Source organism: Stenotrophomonas sp. BIO128-Bstrain (genome assembly GCF_030128875.1).
Taxonomy (GTDB): Bacteria; Pseudomonadota; Gammaproteobacteria; order Xanthomonadales; family Xanthomonadaceae; genus Stenotrophomonas; species Stenotrophomonas bentonitica_A.
This window is the reverse complement of the sequence record NZ_CP124620.1, coordinates 3,644,346-3,668,728: the sequence shown is the minus strand read 5'-3', so window position 1 is coordinate 3,668,728 and position 24,383 is coordinate 3,644,346. Positions and strand designations below refer to the sequence as shown.

The following is a 24,383-nucleotide window of genomic DNA, read 5'->3' as shown; positions in this document are numbered from 1 at the left end:
ACGGGCACCCTTGGTTGCATCTGAGAGCATCGACCGCAGCCCGGCGGTGCTCGCTTACACTGGCCGGATGCGCCCTGATTCCATCCTCACCCTGTCATGCCCGGACCGTACCGGGATCGTCTACCGTGTGTCCGGCCTGTTGTTCGAGCTGGGCTGCAACATCCTCGATGCCCAGCAGTTCGGCGACGACGAGAGCAGCCGGTTCTTCCTGCGCGTGCACTTCGATCGGGCCGCCGATCAGTCACTGGGCGACGTGGAAGCCCGCATGGCCACGCTGGCCACCGAGTTCGGCATGGACTGGCAGCTGCATGATGCCCGCCGCCGGGCACGGCTGCTGGTGCTGGTGAGCAGGCAGGGGCATTGCCTCAATGACCTGCTGTTCCGTGCGCACAGCCGGCAGCTGCAGGTGGACATCGCGGCGGTGGCCTCCAATCACGAGGACTTCGCCGCGCTGGCCGGCTCGTACGGCGTCCCCTTCCATCACCTGCCGGTCAACGCGGACAACCGCGCCGTGCAGGAGCAGCAGATCATCGACCTGGTCGAACGCGAGCAGATCGACCTGGTGGTACTGGCGCGCTACATGCAGATTCTGTCGCCGCGCCTGTGCGAGGCGCTGGCCGGGCGGGCGATCAACATCCACCACAGCTTCCTGCCCAGCTTCAAGGGCGCGCAGCCGTATCATCAGGCGCACGCCCGCGGGGTCAAGATCATTGGTGCGACCGCGCACTACGTGACCCCGGATCTGGACGAAGGCCCGATCATCGAACAGGACGTGGCGCGCGTGGATCACGCGATGACGCCGCGCGATCTGGTGCGGCTGGGCAGCGATACCGAATCGCAGGTGCTGGCGCGCGCGGTACGCCGGCATGTGGAGCATCGGATCCTGCGCAACGGGCATCGCACCGTCGTCTTCCGCTGACGGGCAGGAACCCACCGTTGGTGGTACGACGCTCCGGTAGTGCCGGCCGCTGGCCGGCTCCTCGCACGCGTCGAACGGTATCGGGAGCCGGCCAGCGGCCGGCACTACCGTGGGTACCGACCGTTGGTCGGTACGCCGTTCCGGCCGGCGCCCGGGTTCGCCCGTCAGATCACCGCGATCTTCGCCTTCGCCAACGCCTCGCGCACCATCCCATCGTTGGCGTCGGTCACCGGCCGGGTCAGGTCCCAATGGAATTTGACCCGGAAGCCGGACTTCACCGCGTCCTGGGCGCTCCACAGCACGCAGTAATCGCGTGCCAGGCCGCACACATGCACCTCGCGGATGCCGCGCTCATGCAGCCAGCCGGCCAGGCCGGTGGCCGGGCGGGTCCCGTCGGGACCGTGGTTTTCACGGAAGGCACTGTACGAGTCCACCGCGCGGCGGGTGCCCTTGCGCAGGATCAGGTCAGCCACCGTCCAGTCCACGCCCGGGTGCAGCACGGCACCGGCGCTGCCCTGCACGCAGTGGTCCGGCCACAGGGTCTGCGGCTGCGCGTGCAGCAGGATCGCCTCGAACGGGAGGTGGCCCGGGTGCTGGCTGGCGAAGGAGGCGTGGTCGGCCGGGTGCCAGTCCTGGGTCGCTACCACGGTGCCGTAACGGCGCTCGGCCAGCAGCGCCGCAATGTCCGGCACGATCTCATCGCCGTCCACGCAGGCCAGCGCACCACCGGGCATGAAATCCGGCTGCAGGTCGATCACGACCAGGGCGACATCGGCGGGGTAACGGCTCATGGCGGCTTCACAACGGTGGGGCGCCCAGTCTAGCCGACGCCCCCGCAGCGGTCAGTCGGCGTCGCCCTGCCGGGAGGTGCCATCGCCGTAGTACAGCACGCCCAGTTTGATGCGCTCGCGGCCGGTCTCGCGGCGGTGGCGGTTGGCGTCGCGCAGCGAGTACACGCAGCCGCAGTACTCCTGCTGGTAGAACTGCTCTCGCTTGCTGATCTCCACCATCCGCGCGGCACCGCCGCCCTTGCGCCAGTTGTAGTCCCAGTACTGGATACCCGGATAGTGCGCAGCGGCGCGGTGGCCGCAGTCGTTGATCTGGTTCATGTCCTTCCAGCGCGAGATGCCCAGCGAGCTGCTGATCACCGCAAAGCCGTTCTCATGCGCGTACAGCGCGGTGCGCACGAAGCGCATGTCGAAGCACATCGTGCAGCGGATGCCGCGCTCGGGCTCGTTCTCCATGCCGCGCGCACGCGAGAACCAGTTGTCGGTGTCGTAGTCGGCGTCGACGAACGGCACGCCATGTTTCTCGGCGAAGCGGATGTTCTCCTGCTTGCGCAGTTCGTATTCCTTTACCGGGTGGATGTTGGGGTTGTAGAAGAAGATCGTGTAATCGATGCCGGAAGCGGTGATCGCTTCCATCACCTCGCCCGAGCACGGTGCGCAGCACGAATGCAGCAACAGTCTGGTGTGCCCGTCGGGCAGGGACAGGGTGGGTCGGTCGATCGGTGTCAGGTCATGCAGGTTCATGCGTTTCTCGTCGACCCCACCGCCGGCAACGGCGGCGATGGGGTCCTTGGGGCGGTCCACAAAGAGGCGATCACGCGGCGTTGGCGTCTGCCGTTTCCTCGCGCAGTTCACGCGCGGCGGCCACCAGTGCTTCCAGCGCGGCGCGGGTTTCCTTCCAGCCGCGGGTCTTCAGGCCGCAGTCGGGGTTGACCCAGATCTGCTCCGGGCGCAGCACTTCGGCGGCCTTGCGCAGCAGGGCCAGCATCTCGGCCTTGTCCGGTACGCGCGGGGAATGGATGTCATACACGCCCGGGCCGATCTCGTTGGGATACTGGAAGCGCACGAACGCATCGAGCAGTTCCATGCGCGAGCGCGAGGTCTCGATCGAGATCACGTCCGCATCCATGGCGGCCACCGAGTGGATGATGTCGTTGAACTCGGAGTAGCACATGTGGGTGTGGATCTGGGTCGCATCGCGCACGCCGCTGGCACTGATCCGGAACGCTTCCACCGCCCAGTCCAGGTAGTCGCGCCACTGCGCACGACGCAGCGGCAGGCCTTCGCGGATCGCCGGCTCGTCGATCTGGATCACGCCGATGCCGGCGGCCTCCAGGTCGGTCACTTCATCGCGCAGGGCGAGTGCGATCTGCCGGCAGGTGTCCGCACGGGACTGGTCATCGCGCACGAACGACCACTGCAGCACCGTCACCGGGCCGGTCAGCATGCCCTTCATCGGCCGCTGGGTGAGCGACTGCGCGTACTGCGACCAGCGCACGGTCATCGGCTGCGGGCGCGTCACATCGCCGAAGATCACCGGTGGCTTCACGCAGCGCGAGCCGTAGCTCTGCACCCAACCATTCTTGGTGAAGGCGAAGCCATCGAGCTGCTCGCCGAAGTACTCGACCATGTCGTTGCGCTCGAACTCGCCGTGCACCAGCACGTCCAGCCCGATCTGCTCCTGCACGCGCACACAGTGTTCGGTCTGGGTGGCCAGGAACGCATCGTAATCCGCATCGGACAGCTTGCCGGACTTGTTGCGGGCACGCGCCTCACGTACTTCCAGTGTCTGCGGGAACGAGCCGATGGTGGTGGTCGGGAAGCGCGGCAGCTTCAGCGCCGCGGCCTGGGCCAGGTGGCGCTGCGGATAGCGGCTGTGGCGCTGCGCATCGGCCGGGGTCAGCGCGGCCAGGCGCGCGGCGACGGCCGGGTTGTGCACGCGTGGCGAACGACGGCGCGATTCGATGCACTCGCGCGAATGGGCGAGCGGCGCTTCGGCACGCGCCGGTGCATCGATCGCATCGGCCAGCACGCGCAGCTCGCCGAGCTTCTGCCTGGAGAACGCCAGCCAGCTGCGCAGTTCGTCGTCCAGCTTCTTTTCGTGGTCCAGATCGACCGGGGTGTGCAGCAGCGAACACGATGGCGCCAGCCACAGCGCATCGCTGCCTACATGGCCGTGGGCGTAGCGCGCCAGCACCAGCGCGTTGTCCAGGTGGGTGCGCCAGATGTTGCGGCCGTTGACCAGGCCGGCCGACAGCACGCGACCGGCCGGCAGCGCCTTGATCACCGCGTCGAGCTGTTCCGGTGCGCGCACCAGGTCCACATGCAGGCCATCGACCGGCAACGATGCGGCCAGCGCGAGGTTGTCCTCCAACGCACCAAAGTAGGTCGCCACCAACACCTTGGGGCGCGCGGCCTGCGCCAGTACCGCATAGGCATGTTCGAACGCGGCGCGCGTGGCCTCGTCCAGGTCCTGCACCAGCAGTGGCTCATCCAGCTGCACCCACGCCGCGCCGGCCGCCTTGAGTTCGCCCAGCAGCTGCACGTACACCGGCAGCAGCGCATCGAGCAGATCCAGCGCGTTGCTGCCATCGGTGGTCTTGGACAACCGCAGGAAGGTGACCGGCCCGATCAGCACCGGCCGGGTTTCGATCCCCAGCGCCTTGGCCTGGCGGTATTCGGCCAGCGGCTTGTCGCCGCGCACCGTGAAGGCCTGGCCGGCCTGCAGTTCCGGCACCAGGTAGTGGTAGTTGGTGTCGAACCACTTGGTCATTTCCAGCGCATGCAGGTCGATGCCATCGCGCTGCAGGCCACGCGCCATCGCGAAGTAGCCGCTCAGCGGCTCGGCATCGGCGAGCGCGCGATAACGGGCCGGGATCGCATCGAACAGGAAGGCGGCATCGAGCACCTGGTCATACAGGCTGAAATCGTTGCTCGGTGGCACATCCACGCCGGCCTCGCGCTGCAGCTGCCAGTGGCGCTCGCGCAGCTCGGCCGCGGTGTCCTGCAGCGACGCGGCGCTGCTCTCGCCGGACCAGAAGGCTTCGAGCGCGCGCTTGAGTTCGCGCTTGGCACCGATGCGCGGGAAACCCAGGTTGGTAACAGTGGTCATTGGAACGTGTCCTCATTGCGTAGGGGCATTGAGGAACGAAGGAACCGCGCGCCGTCCGGGGCCTTGCAGCCCGTTCCGCCCCGCCAGCGACCTTCGCCCCCGCGGGCGAACCGGATGCCGTGAAGCGGACGCACGGGGGCAGCGCCATGCAGACGGCAGGGCGGCAGGCCCCGGCAACCTCCCCGCGGACGTTCCAGGTCGAATCAGGGGACGGTCGTGTCCCCCGGCCGGGGCCGGTATTCGGGCTGATGGACACGGGCGCGGGCGCCCACCTACTCCCTGCCGCTTCCCAGGCCCAAGGGCCCAGTGCTGTTGACAGGTGTCGTTTCCATTCACCGCTGCGGGGCAGCTCCGGAATGGGCGCGCAAGGCGCCTTCACCGGATTCCCGTTTAAATCCATCCCTTCATCTGCATGAAGAGATGAATACCTTCGGCGAGCACAAGGTAGGCCGAAGCGGAGCGATGGTCAAGTCGTCTGCGCGATCCGCCCACTGCATCCAAACCACCGCCGCCTGCGTATCTCCCTGCAAGCCCGCCCGTTTGGACCTCCATGCGCCAGCCCTTGCCCTGCCTGATCCTGCTGCTGTCGGTGATCGCCGCCCCCGTAAGTGCCGCCGATCAGACCGTGCAGCGCCAGGAAGGCCGCGCGTACGCCACTGCCGATGGCCGCCTGCTGTATCGGGAGACCCATTGGCTGCAGGGGCCGGCGAGCGCACAGTCGCGCCTGGTGCTTTACCGCTGCAGTGACGGCCGGCCCTTCGCGCGCAAGTGGATGACCCCGCAGGGCAGCCCGCAGACGCCGGATTTCACCCTGGACGATGGTCGCGACGGGTATCAGGAAGGCGTGCGCGGCCGTGCCGCCGACCGCCAGGTATCGGTCCGCGCCAGCGCCCAGGCACCCACCTTCAGCCGCGCCATCACCCTTCCTTCGGGGGCGGTGGTGGATGCCGGTTTCGATGCGGCGGTGCGCAGCCATTGGGCCGCGCTGCAGGCCGGGCAGAGCGTGGCCTTCCAGTTCCTGCTGCCCAGCCGGCAGCGCCTGGTGCCGTTGAAACTCCAGCGCACCGGCGCGGTCAGCTGGCAGGGCGAGCCGGCCGAGCAGCTGCAGATGAAGCTCGATGCCTGGTTCGGCTTCGCGGTGCCGGCGGTTACTCTGGTCTACGCCAGCGCGGACCAACGCCTGCTGCAGTTCACCGGCACCGGCAACGTCCGTGACGAGAAGGGCAGGTACCCGCAGGTGCGGGTCGAGTTTCCGGCGGCACCGGTTGCCACGCCTGCGGCCGAGTTGTCCGCCGCGCGGACGCAGCCGCTGGTGAAGACATGCGGTGCCTGATCGCCCCCTTGCAGACGGCGCCGGGAGCAACGAGGATGCCGATACGCCCGTTATCGACATTGAGCCTGCAATGCCCGAGCTGGACGCCGCCGCCGCATCACACCGCCTGGATGAACTGCTTGCCCGGGTCGCCGGCGGGGATCGCCAGGCGTTCGAATCGGTCTATCAGCTGGCCTCCGGCCGCCTGTTCGCCATCTGCCTGCATGTGCTGCGCGACCGCGGGGATGCCGAAGAGGTCCTGCAGGAGGTCTTCACCGCGGTCTGGAACAAGGCGGCGCAGTTCGACCGCGCCAAGGCGGCGGCCATGACCTGGCTGTCGATGCTGGCCCGCAACCGCGCGATCGACCGCCTGCGGGCCGCGCCGCCGCGCGCGCTGGATGATCTGTCCGTCGCCGAGGAACTCCCTGATGTCGCGCCGCAGCCGGCCCAGGTGGCCGAGCAGGCGTCCGACCACGAGCGCCTGCAGGACTGTCTGGAGACCCTGGAGCCGCGCCGTCGCTCCCTGATCCGGCTGGCCTTCCTGGAAGGCGCCAGCTATGAAGAACTGGCGCGCCGCATCGGCTCGCCGCTGGGCTCGGTGAAAAGCTGGATCCGCCGCGGGCTGGGCCAACTTCGCGTGTGCCTGGAACGATGAACGTCCGCGACCTCCATGATCTGCATGACGACGGCGAGCCGCCGAGCGCCGACATCCTGGCCGGCGAGTACGTGCTTGGGGTGCTCGATGCCGCCCAGCGCGCCGGCGCCGAACGGCGCATCGCCAGCGATCCCGGCTTTGCACGGTTGGTGACGCAGTGGGAGAACCGCCTCGCGCCCCTGCTCGCATCGCTCGGCAGTGAACCGGTGCCTGCGCATCTGTGGCCACGCATCCGCACCTCGCTGGGCTGGCCTGCCGCAACGGCCGGCTCACCGCGCCTCTGGCAGCGCACCGGGTTCTGGCAGGGCATGACCGGGTTGGCTGCCGCGCTTGCACTGGTGGCAGTGTTCAGCCGCCGTGACCTGGCGCCGACCGAACCGGTGTCCACGCCGGTCGCGGTCACACCCACCACGCCGCCGAGGCCGGCCGAGCCGGAGCAGGCCACCAGGCCGGTCACGCCGCTGCTGCACGACGATGGCACCCCGGGCTGGCTGGCCTCGGTCGACAAAACCCAGGGCAAGGTGCTGATGGTGCCGGTGCCGGCCGCGGCCGATGCCGCCGGACGCGCGCCGGAGCTGTGGCTGATCCCGGCCGGAGGCGCACCGCGCTCGCTCGGTCTGGTCTCCATCGATCGCGCGCACACGGTTGCCGTTCCGGACGCGCTGCGTGATGCGCTTGTGAACGGCTCGGTGCTGGCGATCACGCTCGAGCCGGCCACCGGTGCGCCGCAGGGCATTCCGACCGGCCCCATCATCGCCAAGGGCGACATCGCGAACCTGTAACCGCGCACGTCCGGAATTATTTTCCGGATCCGTGCATCCAAACGCCGCCGGCTCCCGTATCTCCTGATAACGCCTCAGGAGAAGCGATTCATGTCGGTCAGCCCCACCCCCGACGCAGGACGCACCGCACAGCGACGCCGCTGGGCCACGCTGTGGCGTTGGTTCGATACCAGCGCCGATGCAGCCGCCGCGGTGGACCAGCCGCAGCGCGTGGACTGGGTGCGGGCGATCCCCTTCGCGGCGATGCACCTGGCCTGTCTGGCGGTGATCTGGGCAGGTGTCTCCTGGGTCGCGGTGGGCGTGGCGCTGGCCCTGTACGCGGTCCGGATGTTCGCGATCACCGCGTTCTACCATCGCTACTTCTCGCACCGCACGTTCTGCACGTCGCGCACCGTGCAGTTCATCTTCGCGCTGATCGGCGCCTCCAGCGTGCAGCGTGGGCCGCTGTGGTGGGCCGCGCATCATCGCAACCATCACCGTCACACCGACACCGCCGCTGATCCGCACTCGCCCTCGGTGCATGGGTTCTGGTGGAGCCACATGGGCTGGTTCCTCACCGTGGAAGGCTTCCGCACCGACTGGTCGCGCATTCCGGACCTGGCCAAGTACCCCGAACTGCGCTGGCTGGACCGCTTCGACACGCTGGTGCCGATCGCACTGGCCGCTGCCCTGTTCGGCCTGGGCGCCCTGCTCGAGCGCATCGCGCCGTCCTGGGGCACCAGCGGCGGGCAGATGCTGGTGTGGGGATTCTTCATTTCCACCGTGGTGCTGTTCCATGCCACGGTGACGATCAACTCGCTGGCGCACCGCTTCGGCCGCCAGCGCTTCAACACCGGTGATGACAGCCGCAACAACCTGTGGCTCGCCCTGCTGACGTTCGGCGAAGGCTGGCACAACAATCACCATTTCTTCCCGGGCACCGCGCGCCAGGGCTTCTACTGGTGGGAAGTGGATGTCACCTGGTATGGCCTGCGGGCGATGGCCGCGCTGGGCCTGGTGCGCGATCTCAAACCCGTGCCGGCCTGGGTGCTGGCCAAGGCGGAGCACTGACATGCGTATCGCCGTGATCGGATCGGGCATCGCCGGCCTCTCCAGTGCGTGGTGGCTGAGCCAGCAGCACGAAGTGACGCTGTTCGAGGCCAACGACTACCTGGGGGGCCACACCCACACGCATGAGGTGGAGGTCGACGGCCGCACGCACGCGGTGGACACCGGCTTCATCGTGTTCAATCCCGCGCACTATCCGCTGCTCACCGGGCTCTTCGAGGAACTGCGCGTCGCCTCGCAGCCGACCACCATGAGTTTCTCGGTGCACAGCGAGCGCACTGGGCTGGAGTACAACGCCACCTCGCTGGATACGCTGTTCTGCCAGCGCCGCAATCTGGTTTCGCCGCGCTTCTGGGGGATGCTGCGCGATCTGCGCCGGTTCTACCGCGAAGCACCGGCGCTGCTCGAGCGTGACGATGATGGCCCCTCGCTGGGCGAATTCCTGGCCAAGGGCCGCTACGGCCGCACCTTCATCGACGAACACCTGCTGCCGATGGCCTCGGCGCTGTGGTCCTCGCCCACGGCCAGCCTGGCCGCCTTCCCGGCACGCTACCTGGTGCAGTTCATGGCCAACCACCAGATGCTGCAGATGACCGGGCGCGCGCCGTGGCGGGTGGTGCAGGGCGGCTCGACACGGTACATCGATGCGCTGCGCAGCCGCTGGCAGGTCCGCGAGCGGCTGGAGTGTCCCGTATTCGGCGTGGAGCGCCACGAGCATGGCGTACGCGTGCACAGCGCTGCCGGGCTGGAAGGCTTCGACCAGCTGGTGCTGGCCTGCCACAGCGACCAGGCCCTGGCCTTGCTGTCCGATGCCGATCTCACCGAGCGCGCGGTACTGGGTGCGATCCGCTACCAGCCCAACGAGGTGGTGCTGCATACCGATGCAAGTCTGCTGCCGCGTGACCGCAAGGCTTGGGCGGCCTGGAATGCGCATGTGCCGCGCGATCCGCTGGCGCCGTGCACGGTCAGCTACTGCATGAACCTGCTGCAGGGCATCGATACGCCCACGCCGCTGGTGGTCACGCTCAACCGCAGCAACGCGATCGATCCCGCGAGCGTGCTGCGCCGCCTGCAGTACGCGCACCCGGTGCACGACCACGCGATGGTGCGTGCACAGCAGCGTTGGGCCGAGATCCAGGGCCATCGCCGCACCTGGTTCGCTGGCGCCTACTGGGGCTGGGGTTTCCACGAGGATGGCATCCGTAGCGCCCGCCGTGTGGTCGATGCGCTGCAGGCGCTGGATGCCGAGTCCTACTGGCCGCTGGCCGAGGCACTGCCGGCATGAGCGCCAGTGCGATCTATCGCGGCTGGATGCGCCACCGGCGGCACACGCCGCACCCGCATGCGTTCGGCTACCCGATCGCGCAGCTGCTGCTGGATCTGGACGAACTGCCGCGTCTGTTCGAGGGTCGCTGGCTATGGTCGGTGGGCCGCCGCAACGTGGTGGAGTTCCGCCGCAGTGATTATCTCGGTGCGCCCGGGCAACCGCTGGCCGAGGCCGTGCGCGAACGCATCACCCAGGCCCTGGGCCGCGCGCCGCAGGGCCCGATCCGCCTGCTGACGCATCCGCGGTATGCCGGCCACGTGTTCAATCCGGTGAGCTTCTATTACTGCTACGCCGCCGACGGCACGACGCTGGACAGCATCGTGGCGGAGATCACCAACACGCCCTGGAAGGAGCGCCACGCCTACGTGCTGCCGGTGGCGCAGGCCGATGCCCAGGGCCGCGCGCTGTGCTGGTCGTTCGACAAGCAGTTCCACGTCTCGCCCTTCATGCAGATGGACTGCGAGTACCGCTGGCGCTTCACCGCGCCGGGCGATGACCTGCACGTGCACATGCAGGTGTGGCGCGAGGGCGTGTGCCAGTTCGATGCCGATCTGGTGATGCAGCGCCATCCGTTCACCGGTCGTGGCCTGGCGGGCGTGCTGCTGCGTTACCCGCTGATGACCCTCAAGGTGGTGGCCGCGATCCACTGGCAGGCGCTGCGCCTGTGGCTCAAGCGCAACCCCGTCCATGACCACCCTTCTCTTGCCGGAAAATCCCCATGAACGACATGACCCGTGCGGTGGCCCTGCCGCAGCCGTCCGCCCTTGAAGGGATCCTGCGTGGGCGCCTGTTGGCTCAGCTCGCCCCGCTGCGTGGCGGCCATCTGCGCCTGCGCGATGCGCTCGGTGATGTGGTGATCGGTGATCCACAGGCCACGCCACAGGTGACGGTCTGGGTGGATGACCCGGCCTTCTATCGCGCAGTGGCCGCGCAGGGCAGTGTGGGCGCAGGCGAGGCGTACATCCGTGGCGACTGGCGCTGCGATGATCTGGTCGCGCTGGTGCGGCTGCTGGTGCGCAACCGGGATCTGCTCGATGGCATGGAGGGCGGGCCGGCGCGTGTCGGTGGCTGGTTGCTGAAGGGCTGGAACCGGCTGCGCCGCAATACGCGCGAAGGCAGCCGCCGCAACATCGCGGCGCACTACGATCTGGGCAATCCGTTTTTCTCGCTGTTCCTGTCTCCGGACCTGATGTACTCCTCGGCGCTGTATGCGAGCCCGGACGACACGCTGGAGGCGGCCTCCGAGCGCAAACTCGCGCGCATCTGCGAGCAGCTGCAGCTCACCGCCACCGATCGCGTGGTCGAGATCGGCACCGGCTGGGGCGGCTTCGCGCTGTACGCGGCGCGGCACATCGGTTGCCACGTCACCACCACCACCATCTCGGTCGAGCAGTACACGCTGGCCCGGCAGCGGGTGGAGGCGGCCGGGCTGCAGGACAAGGTGACCCTGCTGCTCAAGGACTACCGCGATATGGAGGGCCAGTACGACAAGCTGGTCTCCATCGAGATGATCGAGGCGATCGGCGCGCAGTACCTGGACACCTACTTCGCCACGCTCACCCGGTTGCTCAAGGACGATGGCCTGGCGCTGCTGCAGGCCATCACCATCGAAGACCAGCGCTACGAGCAGGCCCGGCGCAGCGTCGACTACATCAAGCGCTTCGTGTTTCCCGGCAGTTTCATTCCGTCGATCAACGCGATCGTCGCCGCCAAGACCCGCAGCAGCGACCTGCAGTTGATCGGCCAGCATGATTTCGGCCCGTCCTATGCGCTGACCCTGCGTGCCTGGCGCCAGCGCTTCCTGGCCCAGTTGCCCGCGGTACGCGCACAGGGCTTCGATGCATCCTTCATCCGCCTGTGGGAGTTCTATCTGGCCTACTGCGAGGGGGGCTTCCTGGAGCGCTCCATCGGCGTCTCGCAGTTGCTGATGGCGCGTCCGGGCTACCGGCCCGCGCTGATTGCCGGGGAAGGCTGAAGTGACACGATTCTGGGCCAACGTGATCGGCAACCAGCTGGTGTGGCTGTACGCCGTGATCGGTGCCGGCCACGGTCTGCGCTGGCCGGCGTTGGTGGCGGCTGCTGCCTACGTGGGCAGCCAGCTGGCGTTGACGGCGCAGCCGTCGGTGGAGCTCAGGCTCATGCTGGTGGCGATCGGGTGCGGCCTGCTCGTGGATGGGCTGGCGGGTGCGTCCGGGTGGGTGACCTACGCGGCTGCCAATGAGCGCGCGTGGATCGCACCGGTCTGGATTCTGGCCCTGTGGGCCGCCTTCGCGATGACGCTGACCGTGTCGTTCGCGGTGCTGCAGCGGCATCTCATTGCCGCCGCGCTGGTCGGCCTGCTGCTGGCGCCGCTGGCGTATCTGTCCGCTGCGCGCGGTTGGTCCTCGGTGGTGTTCGCCACACCGCAGTGGCACGGCGTGCTGCTGCTCGGCCTCGGCTGGGCGGTCGCGCTGCCGCTGCTGGCCGCCTGCGCCCGCCATTGGCAGGGCCGCACGGCACCCCTGACCACACTCGCTCCTGGAGAGACACGATGAAGATGCTGTGGGTGGTGTGGCTGTATGCCGCCGTGATCATGACCTGGGGCTGGTGGTGGCAACGCCGGCACCAGAACATCGGCGTGGTCGATGTGCTCTGGGCCAAGGGCGTCGGCGCGTCGGCCCTGTTGCTGGCCCTGCTCGGCGATGGTGCGGCGATGCCACGGATCGCACTGGCGGTACTGGGTGGCCTGTGGGGTTCACGCCTGGCGCTGCACCTGTGGCACCGCGTGCGCAGCGAACCCGAGGATGGCCGCTACCAGCACCTGCGCAGGCACTGGAACGGCCACCAGGGAAAGATCTTCGGCTTCTTCCAGTTCCAGGCCCTGCTGATCGTGCTGTTCGCGCTGCCGTTCGTGGCCGTGTCGATCAATCCGCAACCGCAGGGCTGGGGCTGGCTGATCGCGGCAGTGGCGATGTGGCTGCTGAGCGTGAGCGGTGAATCCATCGCCGACCGCCAGCTGGCGCGCTTCCGCGCGAATCCCGCGAACAAGGGCAAGACCTGTCGTGACGGTCTGTGGCGCTACTCGCGGCACCCCAACTATTTCTTCGAGTGGCTGCACTGGTTCACCTACGTGCTGCTGGCCGTGCAGTCGCCGCTGTGGTGGCTGGCGTGGTCGGGCCCGTTGGTGATGTACGTGTTCCTGCGCTGGGTCAGCGGCATTCCCTTCACCGAGGCGCAGGCGCTGCGCTCGCGCGGTGAGGATTACCGCGAGTACCAGCGCACCACGCCGATGCTGTTCCCGTGGTTCCCCTCCCGTTCGTCGCATGCCCGCAAGGAGTCTTCACCGTGAATGTCGCCAGTGACCAACTGCCCCTGCCGGACTACGCACCGGGCCTGACCGGCCTGGCCGAACGTGGGCTGGTGCCCGATGCCCTGTTGCGGCTGGGCATCCGCCGCCAGTGCGAGCAACGCCTGCGTGAAGAGCTTGCCGGCGGCCAGCAGGTCCAGTCGCAGCGCTTTGCCGCGCGTATTGCCGGGCTGGCCAGCAGCGCGGTGGCGCTGCACGTGGATGCGGCCAATCGCCAGCACTACGAAGTGCCGGCCGCGTTCTTCCATCGCTGCCTGGGCAAGCGCCTGAAGTACAGCAGCTGCTATTACGCCACGGGCAGCGAAACGCTGGACGAGGCCGAAGAGGCGATGCTCGCGTTGTACGGCGAGCGCGCGCAGCTGGCCGATGGACAGCACATCCTGGAATTGGGCTGCGGCTGGGGGTCGCTGACGCTGTGGATGGCCGAGCGCTACCCGAACGCGCAGATCACTGCTGTCTCCAACTCCAACAGCCAGCGCGAGTACATCCTGGGCCAGTGCCGCACGCGTGGCCTGATCAACGTTACCGTGCTGACCCGTGACGTGAACCATCTGATGCTGGATGCGGAGACCTTCGACCGCTGTGTCTCCATCGAGATGTTCGAGCACATGCGCAACTACCCGCAGCTGCTGCAGCGCATCCACCGCTGGCTGCGCCCCGAGGGCAAGCTGTTCGTGCATATCTTCGTGCACCGCACGCTGATGTACCCGTTCGAGACCGAGGGCGACGACAACTGGATGGGCCGCCATTTCTTCACCGGTGGCCTGATGCCGGCGGCCGATACGCTGCTGTTCTTCCAGCAGCACCTGCAGCTGCAGCAGCGCTGGCTGCTCGACGGTACCCATTACGAGCGCACCGCCAATCACTGGCTGGCCAACCAGGATCGCGAGAAAGAGGCGGTGATGGCCGTGCTGCGCCAGACCTACGGCGATGCTTCAGCCGCACTGTGGCACCAGCGCTGGCGCATGTTCTGGATGGCCTGCGCGGAACTGTTCGGCTATCAGCAGGGCCAGCAGTGGCAGGTGGCCCATTACCTGTTCAACCGTCCGTGATCACCCCACGTTCCTGGAGGAAGCCGTCATGTCGATCCGCGCTCTCATTCCCCTGCTGGCTGTCGGCATGATGCTCGGCGGCTGCAGTGGCAACACCCGTCCGATCCCGCCGGTGGCGCACGTGGACGTGCCGCGCTTCATGGGCGACTGGTATGTGATCGCGCATATCCCCAGCCGGCCCGAGCGCGAGGCGTTCGACGCAGTGGAATCCTACGCACTGCGTCCGGATGGCCGCATCCAGACCACCTTCCGCTATCGCAAGGGCAGCTTCCAGGCGCCGGTCAAGACCATGCACCCGGTCGGCACGGTGAAGGAAGGCACCGGTGGCGCCATCTGGGGCATGCAGTTCATCTGGCCGATCCAGGCCGAGTACGTGATCGTCTACCTGGACGCGGAGTACCAACAGACCATCGTCGGCCGCAGCAAGCGCGACTACATGTGGCTGATGGCCCGCACCCCGACCATCTCCGACGCGGACTACCAGGCGGCGATGACCCGGGTCGCCGCGCTGGGCTATGACCTCTCCCAGGTGCGGCGCGTGCCGCAGTCCGGCAAGGCCGAATAGGCCGTTCCGTGCCGCGCTTCTCAGGCCCTGAGAAGCGCACGGGCGATACTGTCGCCATCGACCTCTTTGGCCCCTGGATCGTTGCGGGGGCAGGCGGGGAGGGTGTGCGGATCGGCCGCGCACGGGCGGACAGAGGACGGCAACGTGGCGGACAAGTACTGCGATCTGGTCATGAAGGGCGGCATCACCAGCGGCATCGTGTATCCCAACGCGGTGCTGTCGCTGGCCCGCGAGTACCGCTTCAAGAGCATCGGCGGCACCTCGGCCGGCGCCATTGCCGCTGCCGTGGCCGCTGCCGCGGCGCTGGGTGACCGGCGACGCCAGGCCGGTGAGCGGGTGGCCGCGGCGGTAGGCTTTCCGGGGCTGGCCGGGGTATCGGCGCAGCTGTCCCGGCAGGGCTTCATCCACAGCCTGTTCCAGCCGGCGTATGGCGCGCGTACCGCGTACCGCCTGCTGGTGATGCTGACCGGCAAGGCTGGCCTGCTGCGCAAGATTGCCTGCCTGCTCGCCGCGGTATTCGCGATCGCACCGCTGGAACTGCTGGTCTCACTGGCGGGCCTGCTCGGGATCGGTTACTTCGCCGGGGGCATCGACGGCATCTGGGCGACGCTGCTGCCGTCGTTGCTGTGCGCCTACGGCGCTGGCGTGCTGGCCTCGGCACTGCGCGTGGCGCGCGTGGCACGGCGTAACCTGCTTGGCCTGTGCAATGGCAGCACCCAGTCGAACGCTTCCGCACCGGCGCTGACGGATTGGCTGCACACCCAGCTGCAGGCATTGGCCGGCAAGCCGGACGAGCAGCCATTGACCTTCGGCGACCTGCATGCCGCACCACGTTATCCCGGCGAGCCCAGTGGCGCGCACGCGATCACGCTGCAGATGATCACCACCTGCGTCTCCCACACCGAACCGCGCACGCTGCCGTTCAACGCGGCGCACTTCTGGTTCCTGCGCGAAGAGTTCGCGCAGTTGTTCCCGGCCAGCGTGGTCGACTGGCTGGTCGCGCGCGCCGGCACTCCCGAACACGTCGATGGGCGCGACTACTACCGCCTGGTCGATGGCGAGGACCTGCCGGTGCTGGTGGCCACGCGCATGAGCCTGAGCTTCCCCCTGCTGATCAGCGCGGTGCCGCTGCACGAGCCGGCCCGGCGCGAGCGTCGCTGCGAGCCGGTCGCCGATGCCGAGCCCCGACGCGACAACACCAACGTCGCCGACAGCATGGAAGGGCTCACCAGTGGTGGCCAGAGCTGTGGCCCGGTGATCGCCGCGTTCCGTGTGTGCTGGTTCTCCGATGGCGGGATCAGCAGCAACTTTCCGATCCACCTGTTCGACGCCGCGCTGCCGCGCTGGCCCACGTTCGGCATCAATCTCGTCTACGCGCAGCCTGCCGACGCCGTGAGCGTGGTGGCTGGGGGCGACGCCCATGCGCGCGCGGAGCAGGCCGTGTTCCTGCCGACCGAGAATCGCCATGGCTGGCAGCGTACCTACCAGTCCATCGCGCAGCCGATGGCTGCGGCGGAGATGTCCGGCTTCCTGTTCTCGATCGTCTCGACCATGCAGAACTGGCGCGATGTGCTGCAGGCGCGTGCGCCGGGGTACCGCGACCGCATCGTGCATGTCGCGTTGGAGGGCGACGAGGGCGGCATGAACCTGGACATGCCGCAGGCCGTGCTCAGCCGCATCGCCGACAAGGGCAGCATCGCCGGGGAGCGCTTCTGCGATTTTTCCTTCGCCAACCACTACTGGATCCGGTGGCGCAATCTGGCCTCGGCCTACCAGCGCTACACGCTGGATGTCGCGCGCACCGATGACCCCGCGCAGCGGGTGGCAGCGTACTCGGATGCATACCAGAGCGTTGCCACGGGAACGCCGGTGCCGCCGTCCTACCGCTTGAGCTCGGAAGACAAACGCCGCGAGTCGCAGCAGCTGTGGCGGCACATGGTCGAGCAGGGCCAGATCTGGGAAGACCTGGGGCCGGACCTCACCGACGGTGCGCCCCGGCCGTTGCCGCAGATGAAAGTGACGCCGATCTATTGAGCCGGACATGGACCGCGTCGTGATCGCAAATGCCGGCAATTGGTCGGCTGCCCATGACACGTCACACGACCGGTAGAGCCGACCGTTGGTCGGCTGCTCATGAAGCGTCACACGACCGGTAGAGCCGACCGTTGGTCGGCTGCTCTTCGCGACGGGTCAGCCGTCTCGGCACCGGAGGCAAGTCGACCAACGGTCGACTCTACCCGCCATGTCGGGGGCAACATTCCCGGCACCGGAGGCAAGTCGACCAACGGTCGACTCTACGCGCCATGTCGGGGGCAACATTCCCGGCACCGGAGGCAAGTCGACCAACGGTCGACGCTACCCGCGTCCCGGTAGCTGCGGGAACGCGCGCTGCATGCAGTCTTCGCGCGGGCACACCCGGCAGCCTGGACCGATCGAGACCGAGTTGCCCGGGCTCTGGATATCCAGCCCGCGCGTGTAGATCAACCGTTCGGCATGCTGCAGGTCGCAGCCCAGCGCCACCGCGAAGGTCTTGCGTGGCTGGCCGTGCCCGATCGGGCCGCTGCTCACTTGCCGCGCCAGCCAGAAGTGGCGGCGCCCGTCCGGCATGCGCGCGGTCTGGGTCAGCACGCGGCCTGGCTGGTTGAAGGCTTCGTACACGATCCACAGCGGGCACGAGCCGCCCACCTGTGAGAAGTGGAAGTCGGTGGCCGAGTGCCGCTTGGAGACATTGCCGGCGCGGTCCACGCGGATGAAGAAGAACGGCAGGCCGGGCGCGCTGCGCCGGGCCAGCGTGCTCAAGCGATGGCAGACCGCCTCGAAGCCCACGCCGAAGCGATGGGCAAGCGCATCGATGTCATACGCGCTGTGCTCGGCGGCACGCAGGAACTGCGCGTACGGCATCACCAGCGCGCCGGCGAAGTAGTTGGACATGCCGATCCGCGCCTGGGCGATCTGCTCCGCTTCGCCGAAGCCCGCGCGTGCGATCACCGCATCGATCTGCGCGGCGTAGCCAAGCAGGGCGAGTTCGGCGGCCATCTGGAACGCCTGCTGGCCCGGTTCGAGGTAATCGGGCAGCCACAGGGTGCGGCTGCCGCCATCGTAGACGCGCTTCTCGCGGCCAGCCTGCAGCGGCCCCACTTCCACCAGCACGCCATGGCGGTCGGCCAGCAACTGGCGCAGGCGCGGCGCAACATGCCCGGCCACCAGCCCCCATTCGCTGAACAGCTGCTCGGCCAGGTCGTCCAGCTCGGGGATGTGGTTGTGCATGCGGTTGAAGAAGTCACGTACCTGGTCGCCCGCGGGCAGCGCCTGCCCGGCATGCACATCGCCCAGCTGGAACTCCAGCGCGGCGGCATGCTCGCGCAGCATCAGGTGGCGGCGGTGCAGGTCGAGCAGGGCGCGGCTGATCTGCGGCAGGTTGCCGGCCATGGCGCGCAGCTCGGTGCTGCTGACATCGGCCAGGCCCAGATCGCGCAGGGTCTCGCCCAGCGATTCCTGCAGCGCGCCGGGGTCATCGACCTCGAACAGTTCACTGACGTCACCCAGCACCTCGCGCAGCTTGCCCTGCACCGCCGGGGTCAGCGGCCGCTTGTTGCGCTCGATCTGGTTCAGGTAGCTGGCCGACAGCCCCAGGGCCTTGGCCAGCGCCAGCTGGCTGTAGCCACGCTGCTCGCGCAGCTTGAGCAGGCGCAGGCCGAGCTGGCGTTGGACAGGCTGGCTATTCACAGAATTCACAAGAATCGTAGCGGGCATTGGCCAGATTAAGCGCATACAGCCCGGAAATCGAGGGTGGCACTGTGAATAATGCCAACAACTTTCGACCCGCCGGGATTGTCCATGACTGTTGCAGCGCCCCGTATCCGCATGTTGATCGATGGCCAGTTCATCGAATCGGCCAGCTCGCATTGGCAGAACGTGGTCAATCCGGCCACTCAGGACGTCCTGGCCCAGGTCCCGTTTGCCACCCCCGGCGAAGTCGACGCCGCCGTCGCCTCGGCCAAGGAAGCGTTCAAGACCTGGCGCAAGACCCCGATCGGCACTCGTGCGCGCATCTTCCTGAAGTACCAGCAGCTGATCCGCGAGAACATGAGCGAGCTGGCCCACATCCTCAGCGCCGAGCAGGGCAAGACCGTGCCGGATGCCGAGGGCGATGTATTCCGTGGCCTGGAAGTGGTCGAGCACGCCGCCGCGATCGGCAACCTGCAGCTGGGCGAGCTGGCCAACAACGTGGCGAACGGCGTGGACACCTACACCCTGCTGCAGCCGCTGGGCGTCTGCGCGGGCATCACCCCGTTCAACTTCCCGGCGATGATTCCGCTGTGGATGTTCCCGATGGCCATCGCCACCGGCAACACCTTCATCCTCAAGCCGTCCGAGCAGGACCCGATGGTCACCATGCGCCTGGTCGAACTGGCGCTGGAAGCCGGCATCCCCAAGGGCGTGCTGAACGTCGTGCACGGTGGCGAAGACGTGGTCAACGCGATCTGCGATCACCCGGACATCAAGGCGGTTTCCTTCGTCGGTTCCACCCGCGTCGGCACCCACGTGTACAACCGCGCCTCGCTGGCCGGCAAGCGCGTGCAGTGCATGATGGGCGCCAAGAACCACGCCGTGGTGCTGCCGGACGCCAACAAGGAACAGAGCCTCAACGCGATGGTCGGCGCCGCCTTCGGTGCGGCCGGCCAGCGCTGCATGGCCGCCTCCACCCTGGTGCTGGTCGGCGAAGCACGCGAGTGGGTGCCGGACCTGGTGGCCAAGGCCAAGACGCTGAAGGTGAGCGGTGGCAGCGTCGCCGGTACCGATGTCGGCCCGGTCATTTCCTGCGCCGCGCGTGAGCGTGTCGAAGGCCTGATCGCTTCGGGCGTGGAACAGGGCGCCAAGCTGGTGCTCGACGGCCGCAACCCGCAGGTCGATGGTTTCGAGAAGGGCAACTTCGTTGGCCCGACCATCTTCGCTGGCGTCAAGCCGGGCATGCGCGTGTACGACGAAGAAATCTTCGGGCCGGTGCTGGTGATCCTGGAAGCGGACACGCTGGAAGACGCCATCGAACTGATCAACGCCAACCCGAACGGCAACGGCACCGCGCTGTTCACCCAGTCCGGTGCGGCGGCGCGCAAGTTCCAGGAAGACATCGACGTCGGCCAGGTCGGCATCAACGTGCCGATCCCGGTGCCGGTGCCGCTGTTCTCGTTCACCGGCTCGCGCGCCTCCAAGCTCGGCGACCTGGGCCCGTACGGCAAGCAGGTGGTGATGTTCTACACCCAGACCAAGACGATCACCTCGCGCTGGTTCGATGACGAGACGCTGGGTCATGGCGTCAACACCACCATCAGCCTGAAGTAAGCACCAGCAACAACGGAGTTCGACCATGAGCCACTCGATGACGACGGAACTCGACGAAGCGCAGCAGGCCTATAGAGAGGCAGCGCGTGACTTCGCCCAGGCCGAACTGGCGCCGCACGCCGCGCGATGGGATGCGGAGGGCATCTTTCCGCGCGAGGCGATCGCCAAGGCAGGGGAACTCGGGTTCTGTGGGTTGTACATGGACCCCGAGGTCGGCGGCAGCGGCTTGAGCCGTCTGGACGCCGCCGTCGTCATCGAGGAGCTCGCCAATGTGGACCCGTCCACGGCGGCCTATGTCAGCATCCACAACATGGCGTCGTGGATGGTGGCCAAATGGGGCCAGGAGAGCCTGCGGGCCGAATGGGGCGCAGACCTGTCGTCCGGCATCAAGCTGGCCTCGTACTGCCTGACCGAGCCGGGTGCCGGCTCGGACGCGGCCTCGCTGAAGACCAGCGCGGTGCGTGATGGCGACCACTACGTGCTCAACGGCTCCAAGGCCTTCATCTCCGGCGCCGGTGCCACCGAGCTGCTGGTGGTGATGGCGCGCACCGGCGGCGCCGGTGCCGGTGGCATCAGCGCGATCGCGGTGCCGGCCGATCTGCCCGGCATCAGCTATGGCCGCAAGGAAGAGAAGATGGGCTGGAACAGCCAGCCGACCCGTGGCATCACGTTCGAGAATGTGCGCGTGCCGGTCAGCCATCTGCTCGGCGAGGAAGGCAGTGGCTTCAAGCTCGCCATGAAGGGCCTGGACGGCGGCCGCATCAACATCGCCGCGTGCTCGCTGGGCGCGGCCCAAGGCGCCGTGGATGCCGCCCGCCGCTACATGGGCGAGCGCCGCCAGTTCGGCAAGGCGCTGTCGGAGTTCCAGGCGCTGCAGTTCAAGCTGGCCGACATGGCCACCCAGCTGGTCGCCGCACGGCAGATGGTGCACACCGCCGCGCGCAAGCTCGACGCGGGCGCCAGCGATGCCAATGTGTGGTGCGCGATGGCCAAGCGCTTCGCCACCGATGCCGGCTTCAACATCTGCAACGACGCACTGCAGATCCACGGCGGCTACGGCTACATCCGTGAATACCCGATCGAACGGCTGCTGCGCGATTCGCGCGTGCACCAGATACTGGAGGGCACCAACGAGATCATGCGTGTGATCGTGGCCCGCCACCTGCTCAACACTGAAGAGGAACTGCGATGATGGAGTGGCGCCAGCATGATCACGTCGGCCTGAAGGTCGAGGCCGATGGCCACGTCGCGGTCATCACCCTCGACAACCCGCCGGCCCACACCTGGACCGTGCACAGCCTGTCCGCACTGCGCGATCTGGTCGGCGCGCTCAATGCGGACCGCGATATCTACGCGCTGGTGATCACCGGTGACGGCGAGAAGTTCTTCTCCGCCGGTGCCGACCTCAAGCAGTTCGCCTCCGGCGACAAGGCCGCCGCACGTGAAGCGGCACGTCGCTTCGGCGAAGCCTTTGAAGCGCTGTCCGGTTTCCGTGGTGTCTCCATCGCGGCCATCAACGGCTACGCGATGGGCGGCGGTCTGGAATGCGCGCTGGCCTGCGACCTGCGCATCATCGAAGAACACGCCCAGGTGGCGCTGCCGGAGGCCACCGTCGGCCTGCTGCCGTGCGCCGGCGGCACCCAGAACCTGCCGCGCCTGGTGGGCGAAGGCTGGGCCAAGCGCATGATCCTGCTGGGCGAGCGCATCGATGCGGACACCGCACTGCGTATCGGCCTGGTCGAAGAAAAGGTCGCCAAGGGTGAAGCCAAGGCACTGGCGCTGGCGTGGGCGCACAAGGCGGGCAAGCAGAGCCCGACCAGCATCGCCGCGTGCAAGACGCTGGTGCAGGCCACCCGCACCGGCACCCACGCCTCGGCGCTGGTGGCCGAGCGCGAGGCCTTCGTTGATCTGTTCGACAGCGCCGACCAGGCCGAAGGCGTGAACGCCTTCCTGGAAAAGCGTGCCGCGCAGTGGAAGAACGCATGAGCACCGTCGTCGCCAACGACGAGGCGCCGGTGCTGTTCGAAGAGCGCGCCGCCGCCAATGGCACGCGCATCGGCATCGCCACGCTCAACGCAGCGCGCACCCTCAACGGGTTCTCGCTGCCGATGGCGCACCTGCTGCGCGAGCGTCTGGACGCGTGGGCCACCGATGACGGCATCGCGCTGGTGGTGCTGCAGGGCGCAGGCGAAAAGGCGTTCTGCGCCGGCGGCGACCTGCACAGCCTGTATCGCAGCATGGTCGACTACCGCGAGGGCGGGAAGACCGACATCCGCGACAACGCCTACGCAGCGGAATTCTTCGACGTCGAGTACCGCGTCGACTACGCCATCCACACCTATCCCAAGCCGATCCTGTGCTGGGGCCATGGCATCGTGATGGGCGGCGGCATCGGCCTGATGTCCGGGGCCAGCCACCGCGTGGTCAGCGAGCGCTCCAGGCTGGCGTTCCCGGAGATCACCGTGGGCCTGTTCCCGGACGTGGGCGGCAGCTGGCTGCTGCCGCGCGTACCCGGCCACGGCGGGCTGTTCCTGGCCCTGACCGGTGCGCCGCTCAACGCCGGCGATGCGATCTATGCCGGCCTGGCCGATATCCACATCGCCGAGGCACAGCGCGCGACTGTGTTCAACGCGCTGGCGGACGTGCACTGGAGCCGCGAGGCCAAGCGCAACCATGAGCAACTGACCGCGCTGCTGCAGCAGCATGCCAGCGACGCTGCCACCGGCCCGCTGCTGCGCAATGCCGCCGCCGTGGATGCGCTGTGCGCCGGTGACGACGTTGGTGCGATCGTCGAGGCGATTCTTGCGCTGGAAACGGACGACGCCTGGCTGAGCACTGCGAAAGCCACACTTGCCGCCGGTGCGCCCGGCTCGGCGCGGCTCGCGTTCGAGCTGCAGCGCCTGGCCGAGGGTGCCTCGCTGGCCGAGGTCTACCGCATCGAATACATCGCAGCCCTGCACGCGGCCGCCCACGGCGACTTCGCCGAAGGCATCCGCGCGTTGCTGATCGACAAGGACCGCACCCCGCAGTGGCAGCCGCGCACGCTGGCCGAAGCCACGGCCGAGTGGGCCCGCACCTTCTTCGTTTCGCCGTGGTCCGATGCCGCGCATCCGCTGGCCGACCTCGGTGCCACCGTCCCTGAAAGGAGCCACGCATGAGCCGTATTGCATTCATCGGGTTGGGCAACATGGGTGGCCCGATGGCCGCCAACCTGGCCAAGGCCGGTCACGCGGTGCGCGTGTTCGATCTGGTGCCCGCCGCCGTGCAGGCCGCCGTCGATGCCGGCGCCACCGCCGCCAGCTCGGCACTGGATACGCTGACCGGGGCCGAGATCGTCATCTCGATGCTGCCGGCCAGCCGCCACGTCGAAAGCGTCTACCTCGGTGACGACGGCCTGCTGGCCGATATCCCCGGTGGCGCGCTGGTCATCGACTGCAGCACGATCGCGCCGGCCACCGCCCGCAAGGTCGCCGAAGCCGCTGCCGCGCGCGGCCTGCAGATGCTGGACGCCCCGGTCTCCGGCGGCACTGCCGGTGCCCAGGCCGGCACCCTGACCTTCATCGTCGGTGGTGAAGCCGAGGCCTTGGAGCGCGCGCGCCCGCTGCTGCAGGCGATGGGCAAGAACATCTTCCATGTCGGCGCGAGCGGTGCTGGCCAGGTCGCCAAGCTGTGCAACAACATGGCGCTGGGCGTGATCATGGCGGTGACCGGTGAGTCGATCGCGCTGGGCGTCGCGCACGGGCTGGACCCGAAGGTGCTCTCGCAGATGATGGCGGTCAGTACGGGCCGCAGCTGGGCGACCGAAGTGTGCAACCCGTGGCCCGGCGTGCTCGAAAACGCCCCGGCCTCGCGTGGCTACAGCGGCGGCTTCGGCAGCGACCTGATGCTCAAGGACATGGGCCTGGCAGTGGAAGCGGCGATGAGTGTCGGCGCCTCGATCCCGCTGGGCGAGCTGGCGCGCAACCTGTATTCGATGAATCACCAGGCCGGTCGCGGCAAGCTGGATTTCTCCAGCGTGGTGCAGCTGATCACGCACGACAAGTAGCGGGTAGTGCCGGCCGCTGGCCGGCAACGTCACTATCGACACCGGCGCCATCCGGCTTCACCGGTAGGCAACGACCGTTGGTCTTTGCAA

General features: G+C 68.0%; 22 protein-coding genes and 1 riboswitch. Of the genes, 18 read left to right on the top strand and 4 right to left on the bottom strand.

Going from position 1 to position 24,383, the window contains the following annotated elements:
* Window positions 1-67 precede the first annotated feature (67 nt).
* The gene (gene purU / locus POS15_RS16765) at window positions 68-919 is read left to right on the top strand and encodes a formyltetrahydrofolate deformylase (protein ID WP_284128533.1); all 852 of its coding nucleotides are present in this window, start codon (window positions 68-70) and stop codon (window positions 917-919) included.
* A gap of 164 nt (window positions 920-1,083) precedes the next feature.
* On the opposite strand, the gene POS15_RS16760 is transcribed toward purU, so the two are convergent.
* From POS15_RS16760 to metE, 3 genes are all read right to left on the bottom strand, one after another.
* A complete protein-coding gene (locus tag POS15_RS16760; RefSeq protein ID WP_284128532.1) occupies window positions 1,084-1,710 on the bottom strand; it encodes a nicotinamidase in 627 nt (208 codons plus the stop codon).
* Between the two features lie 51 nt (window positions 1,711-1,761).
* The gene (locus POS15_RS16755) at window positions 1,762-2,451 is read right to left on the bottom strand and encodes an epoxyqueuosine reductase QueH (RefSeq protein WP_019184832.1); all 690 of its coding nucleotides are present in this window, start codon (window positions 2,449-2,451) and stop codon (window positions 1,762-1,764) included.
* A gap of 70 nt (window positions 2,452-2,521) precedes the next feature.
* Window positions 2,522-4,819 (bottom strand): 5-methyltetrahydropteroyltriglutamate--homocysteine S-methyltransferase, encoded by a 2,298-nt coding sequence (metE, locus tag POS15_RS16750; protein ID WP_284128531.1) that lies wholly within the window; start codon window positions 4,817-4,819, stop codon window positions 2,522-2,524.
* A gap of 213 nt (window positions 4,820-5,032) precedes the next feature.
* Window positions 5,033-5,266: riboswitch (cobalamin riboswitch) on the bottom strand.
* Between the two features lie 103 nt (window positions 5,267-5,369).
* Here metE and POS15_RS16745 point away from each other — a divergent pair.
* The 12 genes from POS15_RS16745 (at window position 5,370) to POS15_RS16690 (ending at window position 16,939) form a co-directional block, all read left to right on the top strand.
* On the top strand, window positions 5,370-6,152 hold the full coding sequence (locus tag POS15_RS16745) for a hypothetical protein (protein WP_019184830.1): 783 nt from the start codon (window positions 5,370-5,372) through the stop codon (window positions 6,150-6,152).
* 70 nt (window positions 6,153-6,222) lie between these two features.
* Window positions 6,223-6,786: a sigma-70 family RNA polymerase sigma factor gene (locus tag POS15_RS16740; RefSeq protein ID WP_019184829.1), complete on the top strand. Its 564-nt coding sequence runs from the start codon at window positions 6,223-6,225 to the stop codon at window positions 6,784-6,786.
* Window positions 6,783-7,568 carry an anti-sigma factor gene (locus POS15_RS16735; protein WP_019184828.1) on the top strand — a complete coding sequence of 262 codons (786 nt, stop codon included), beginning with the start codon at window positions 6,783-6,785 and terminating at the stop codon, window positions 7,566-7,568. Before POS15_RS16740 ends, POS15_RS16735 begins: the two co-directional genes overlap by 4 nt.
* A 90-nt stretch (window positions 7,569-7,658) precedes the next feature.
* Complete coding sequence (locus POS15_RS16730; RefSeq protein ID WP_019184827.1) at window positions 7,659-8,618, top strand: acyl-CoA desaturase; 960 nt, start codon at window positions 7,659-7,661, stop codon at window positions 8,616-8,618.
* 1 nt (window position 8,619) lies between these two features.
* Window positions 8,620-9,900, top strand: a complete 1,281-nt coding sequence (locus POS15_RS16725) for an FAD-dependent oxidoreductase (protein ID WP_019184826.1) — start codon at window positions 8,620-8,622, stop codon at window positions 9,898-9,900.
* Window positions 9,897-10,664 carry a DUF1365 domain-containing protein gene (locus tag POS15_RS16720; protein ID WP_019184825.1) on the top strand — a complete coding sequence of 256 codons (768 nt, stop codon included), beginning with the start codon at window positions 9,897-9,899 and terminating at the stop codon, window positions 10,662-10,664. Before POS15_RS16725 ends, POS15_RS16720 begins: the two co-directional genes overlap by 4 nt.
* Window positions 10,661-11,917: a cyclopropane-fatty-acyl-phospholipid synthase family protein gene (locus tag POS15_RS16715; RefSeq protein WP_019184824.1), complete on the top strand. Its 1,257-nt coding sequence runs from the start codon at window positions 10,661-10,663 to the stop codon at window positions 11,915-11,917. The genes POS15_RS16720 and POS15_RS16715 overlap by 4 nt, the downstream gene beginning before the upstream one ends.
* Before the next feature lies 1 nt (window position 11,918).
* A complete protein-coding gene (locus tag POS15_RS16710) occupies window positions 11,919-12,476 on the top strand; it encodes a DUF2878 domain-containing protein (protein WP_026070048.1) in 558 nt (185 codons plus the stop codon).
* Entirely contained in the window at window positions 12,473-13,270 is a 798-nt protein-coding gene (locus tag POS15_RS16705; RefSeq protein ID WP_284128530.1) for a DUF1295 domain-containing protein, read from the top strand. Before POS15_RS16710 ends, POS15_RS16705 begins: the two co-directional genes overlap by 4 nt.
* On the top strand, window positions 13,267-14,340 hold the full coding sequence (locus POS15_RS16700; RefSeq protein WP_019184821.1) for a class I SAM-dependent methyltransferase: 1,074 nt from the start codon (window positions 13,267-13,269) through the stop codon (window positions 14,338-14,340). Before POS15_RS16705 ends, POS15_RS16700 begins: the two co-directional genes overlap by 4 nt.
* A gap of 28 nt (window positions 14,341-14,368) precedes the next feature.
* Window positions 14,369-14,905 carry a lipocalin family protein gene (locus POS15_RS16695; protein WP_019184820.1) on the top strand — a complete coding sequence of 179 codons (537 nt, stop codon included), beginning with the start codon at window positions 14,369-14,371 and terminating at the stop codon, window positions 14,903-14,905.
* Between the two features lie 144 nt (window positions 14,906-15,049).
* Entirely contained in the window at window positions 15,050-16,939 is a 1,890-nt protein-coding gene (locus tag POS15_RS16690) for a patatin-like phospholipase family protein (protein ID WP_019184819.1), read from the top strand.
* 321 nt (window positions 16,940-17,260) lie between these two features.
* On the opposite strand, the gene POS15_RS16685 is transcribed toward POS15_RS16690, so the two are convergent.
* Complete coding sequence (locus POS15_RS16685) at window positions 17,261-18,631, bottom strand: short-chain fatty acyl-CoA regulator family protein (protein WP_019185503.1); 1,371 nt, start codon at window positions 18,629-18,631, stop codon at window positions 17,261-17,263.
* Window positions 18,632-18,742: 111 nt separating this feature from the next.
* Between POS15_RS16685 and POS15_RS16680 the strand changes: the two genes are divergently transcribed.
* From POS15_RS16680 to mmsB, 5 genes are read left to right on the top strand one after another with little or no spacing between them, the layout of a single operon-like run.
* Entirely contained in the window at window positions 18,743-20,248 is a 1,506-nt protein-coding gene (locus tag POS15_RS16680; protein WP_019185504.1) for a CoA-acylating methylmalonate-semialdehyde dehydrogenase, read from the top strand.
* Window positions 20,249-20,273: 25 nt separating this feature from the next.
* Window positions 20,274-21,440, top strand: a complete 1,167-nt coding sequence (locus POS15_RS16675) for an acyl-CoA dehydrogenase family protein (protein ID WP_019185505.1) — start codon at window positions 20,274-20,276, stop codon at window positions 21,438-21,440.
* Window positions 21,437-22,234: an enoyl-CoA hydratase gene (locus POS15_RS16670; RefSeq protein ID WP_019185506.1), complete on the top strand. Its 798-nt coding sequence runs from the start codon at window positions 21,437-21,439 to the stop codon at window positions 22,232-22,234. Before POS15_RS16675 ends, POS15_RS16670 begins: the two co-directional genes overlap by 4 nt.
* Complete coding sequence (locus POS15_RS16665; RefSeq protein WP_019185507.1) at window positions 22,231-23,406, top strand: enoyl-CoA hydratase/isomerase family protein; 1,176 nt, start codon at window positions 22,231-22,233, stop codon at window positions 23,404-23,406. Before POS15_RS16670 ends, POS15_RS16665 begins: the two co-directional genes overlap by 4 nt.
* Window positions 23,403-24,293 carry a 3-hydroxyisobutyrate dehydrogenase gene (mmsB, locus tag POS15_RS16660; RefSeq protein WP_019185508.1) on the top strand — a complete coding sequence of 297 codons (891 nt, stop codon included), beginning with the start codon at window positions 23,403-23,405 and terminating at the stop codon, window positions 24,291-24,293. Before POS15_RS16665 ends, mmsB begins: the two co-directional genes overlap by 4 nt.
* Window positions 24,294-24,383 lie beyond the last annotated feature (90 nt).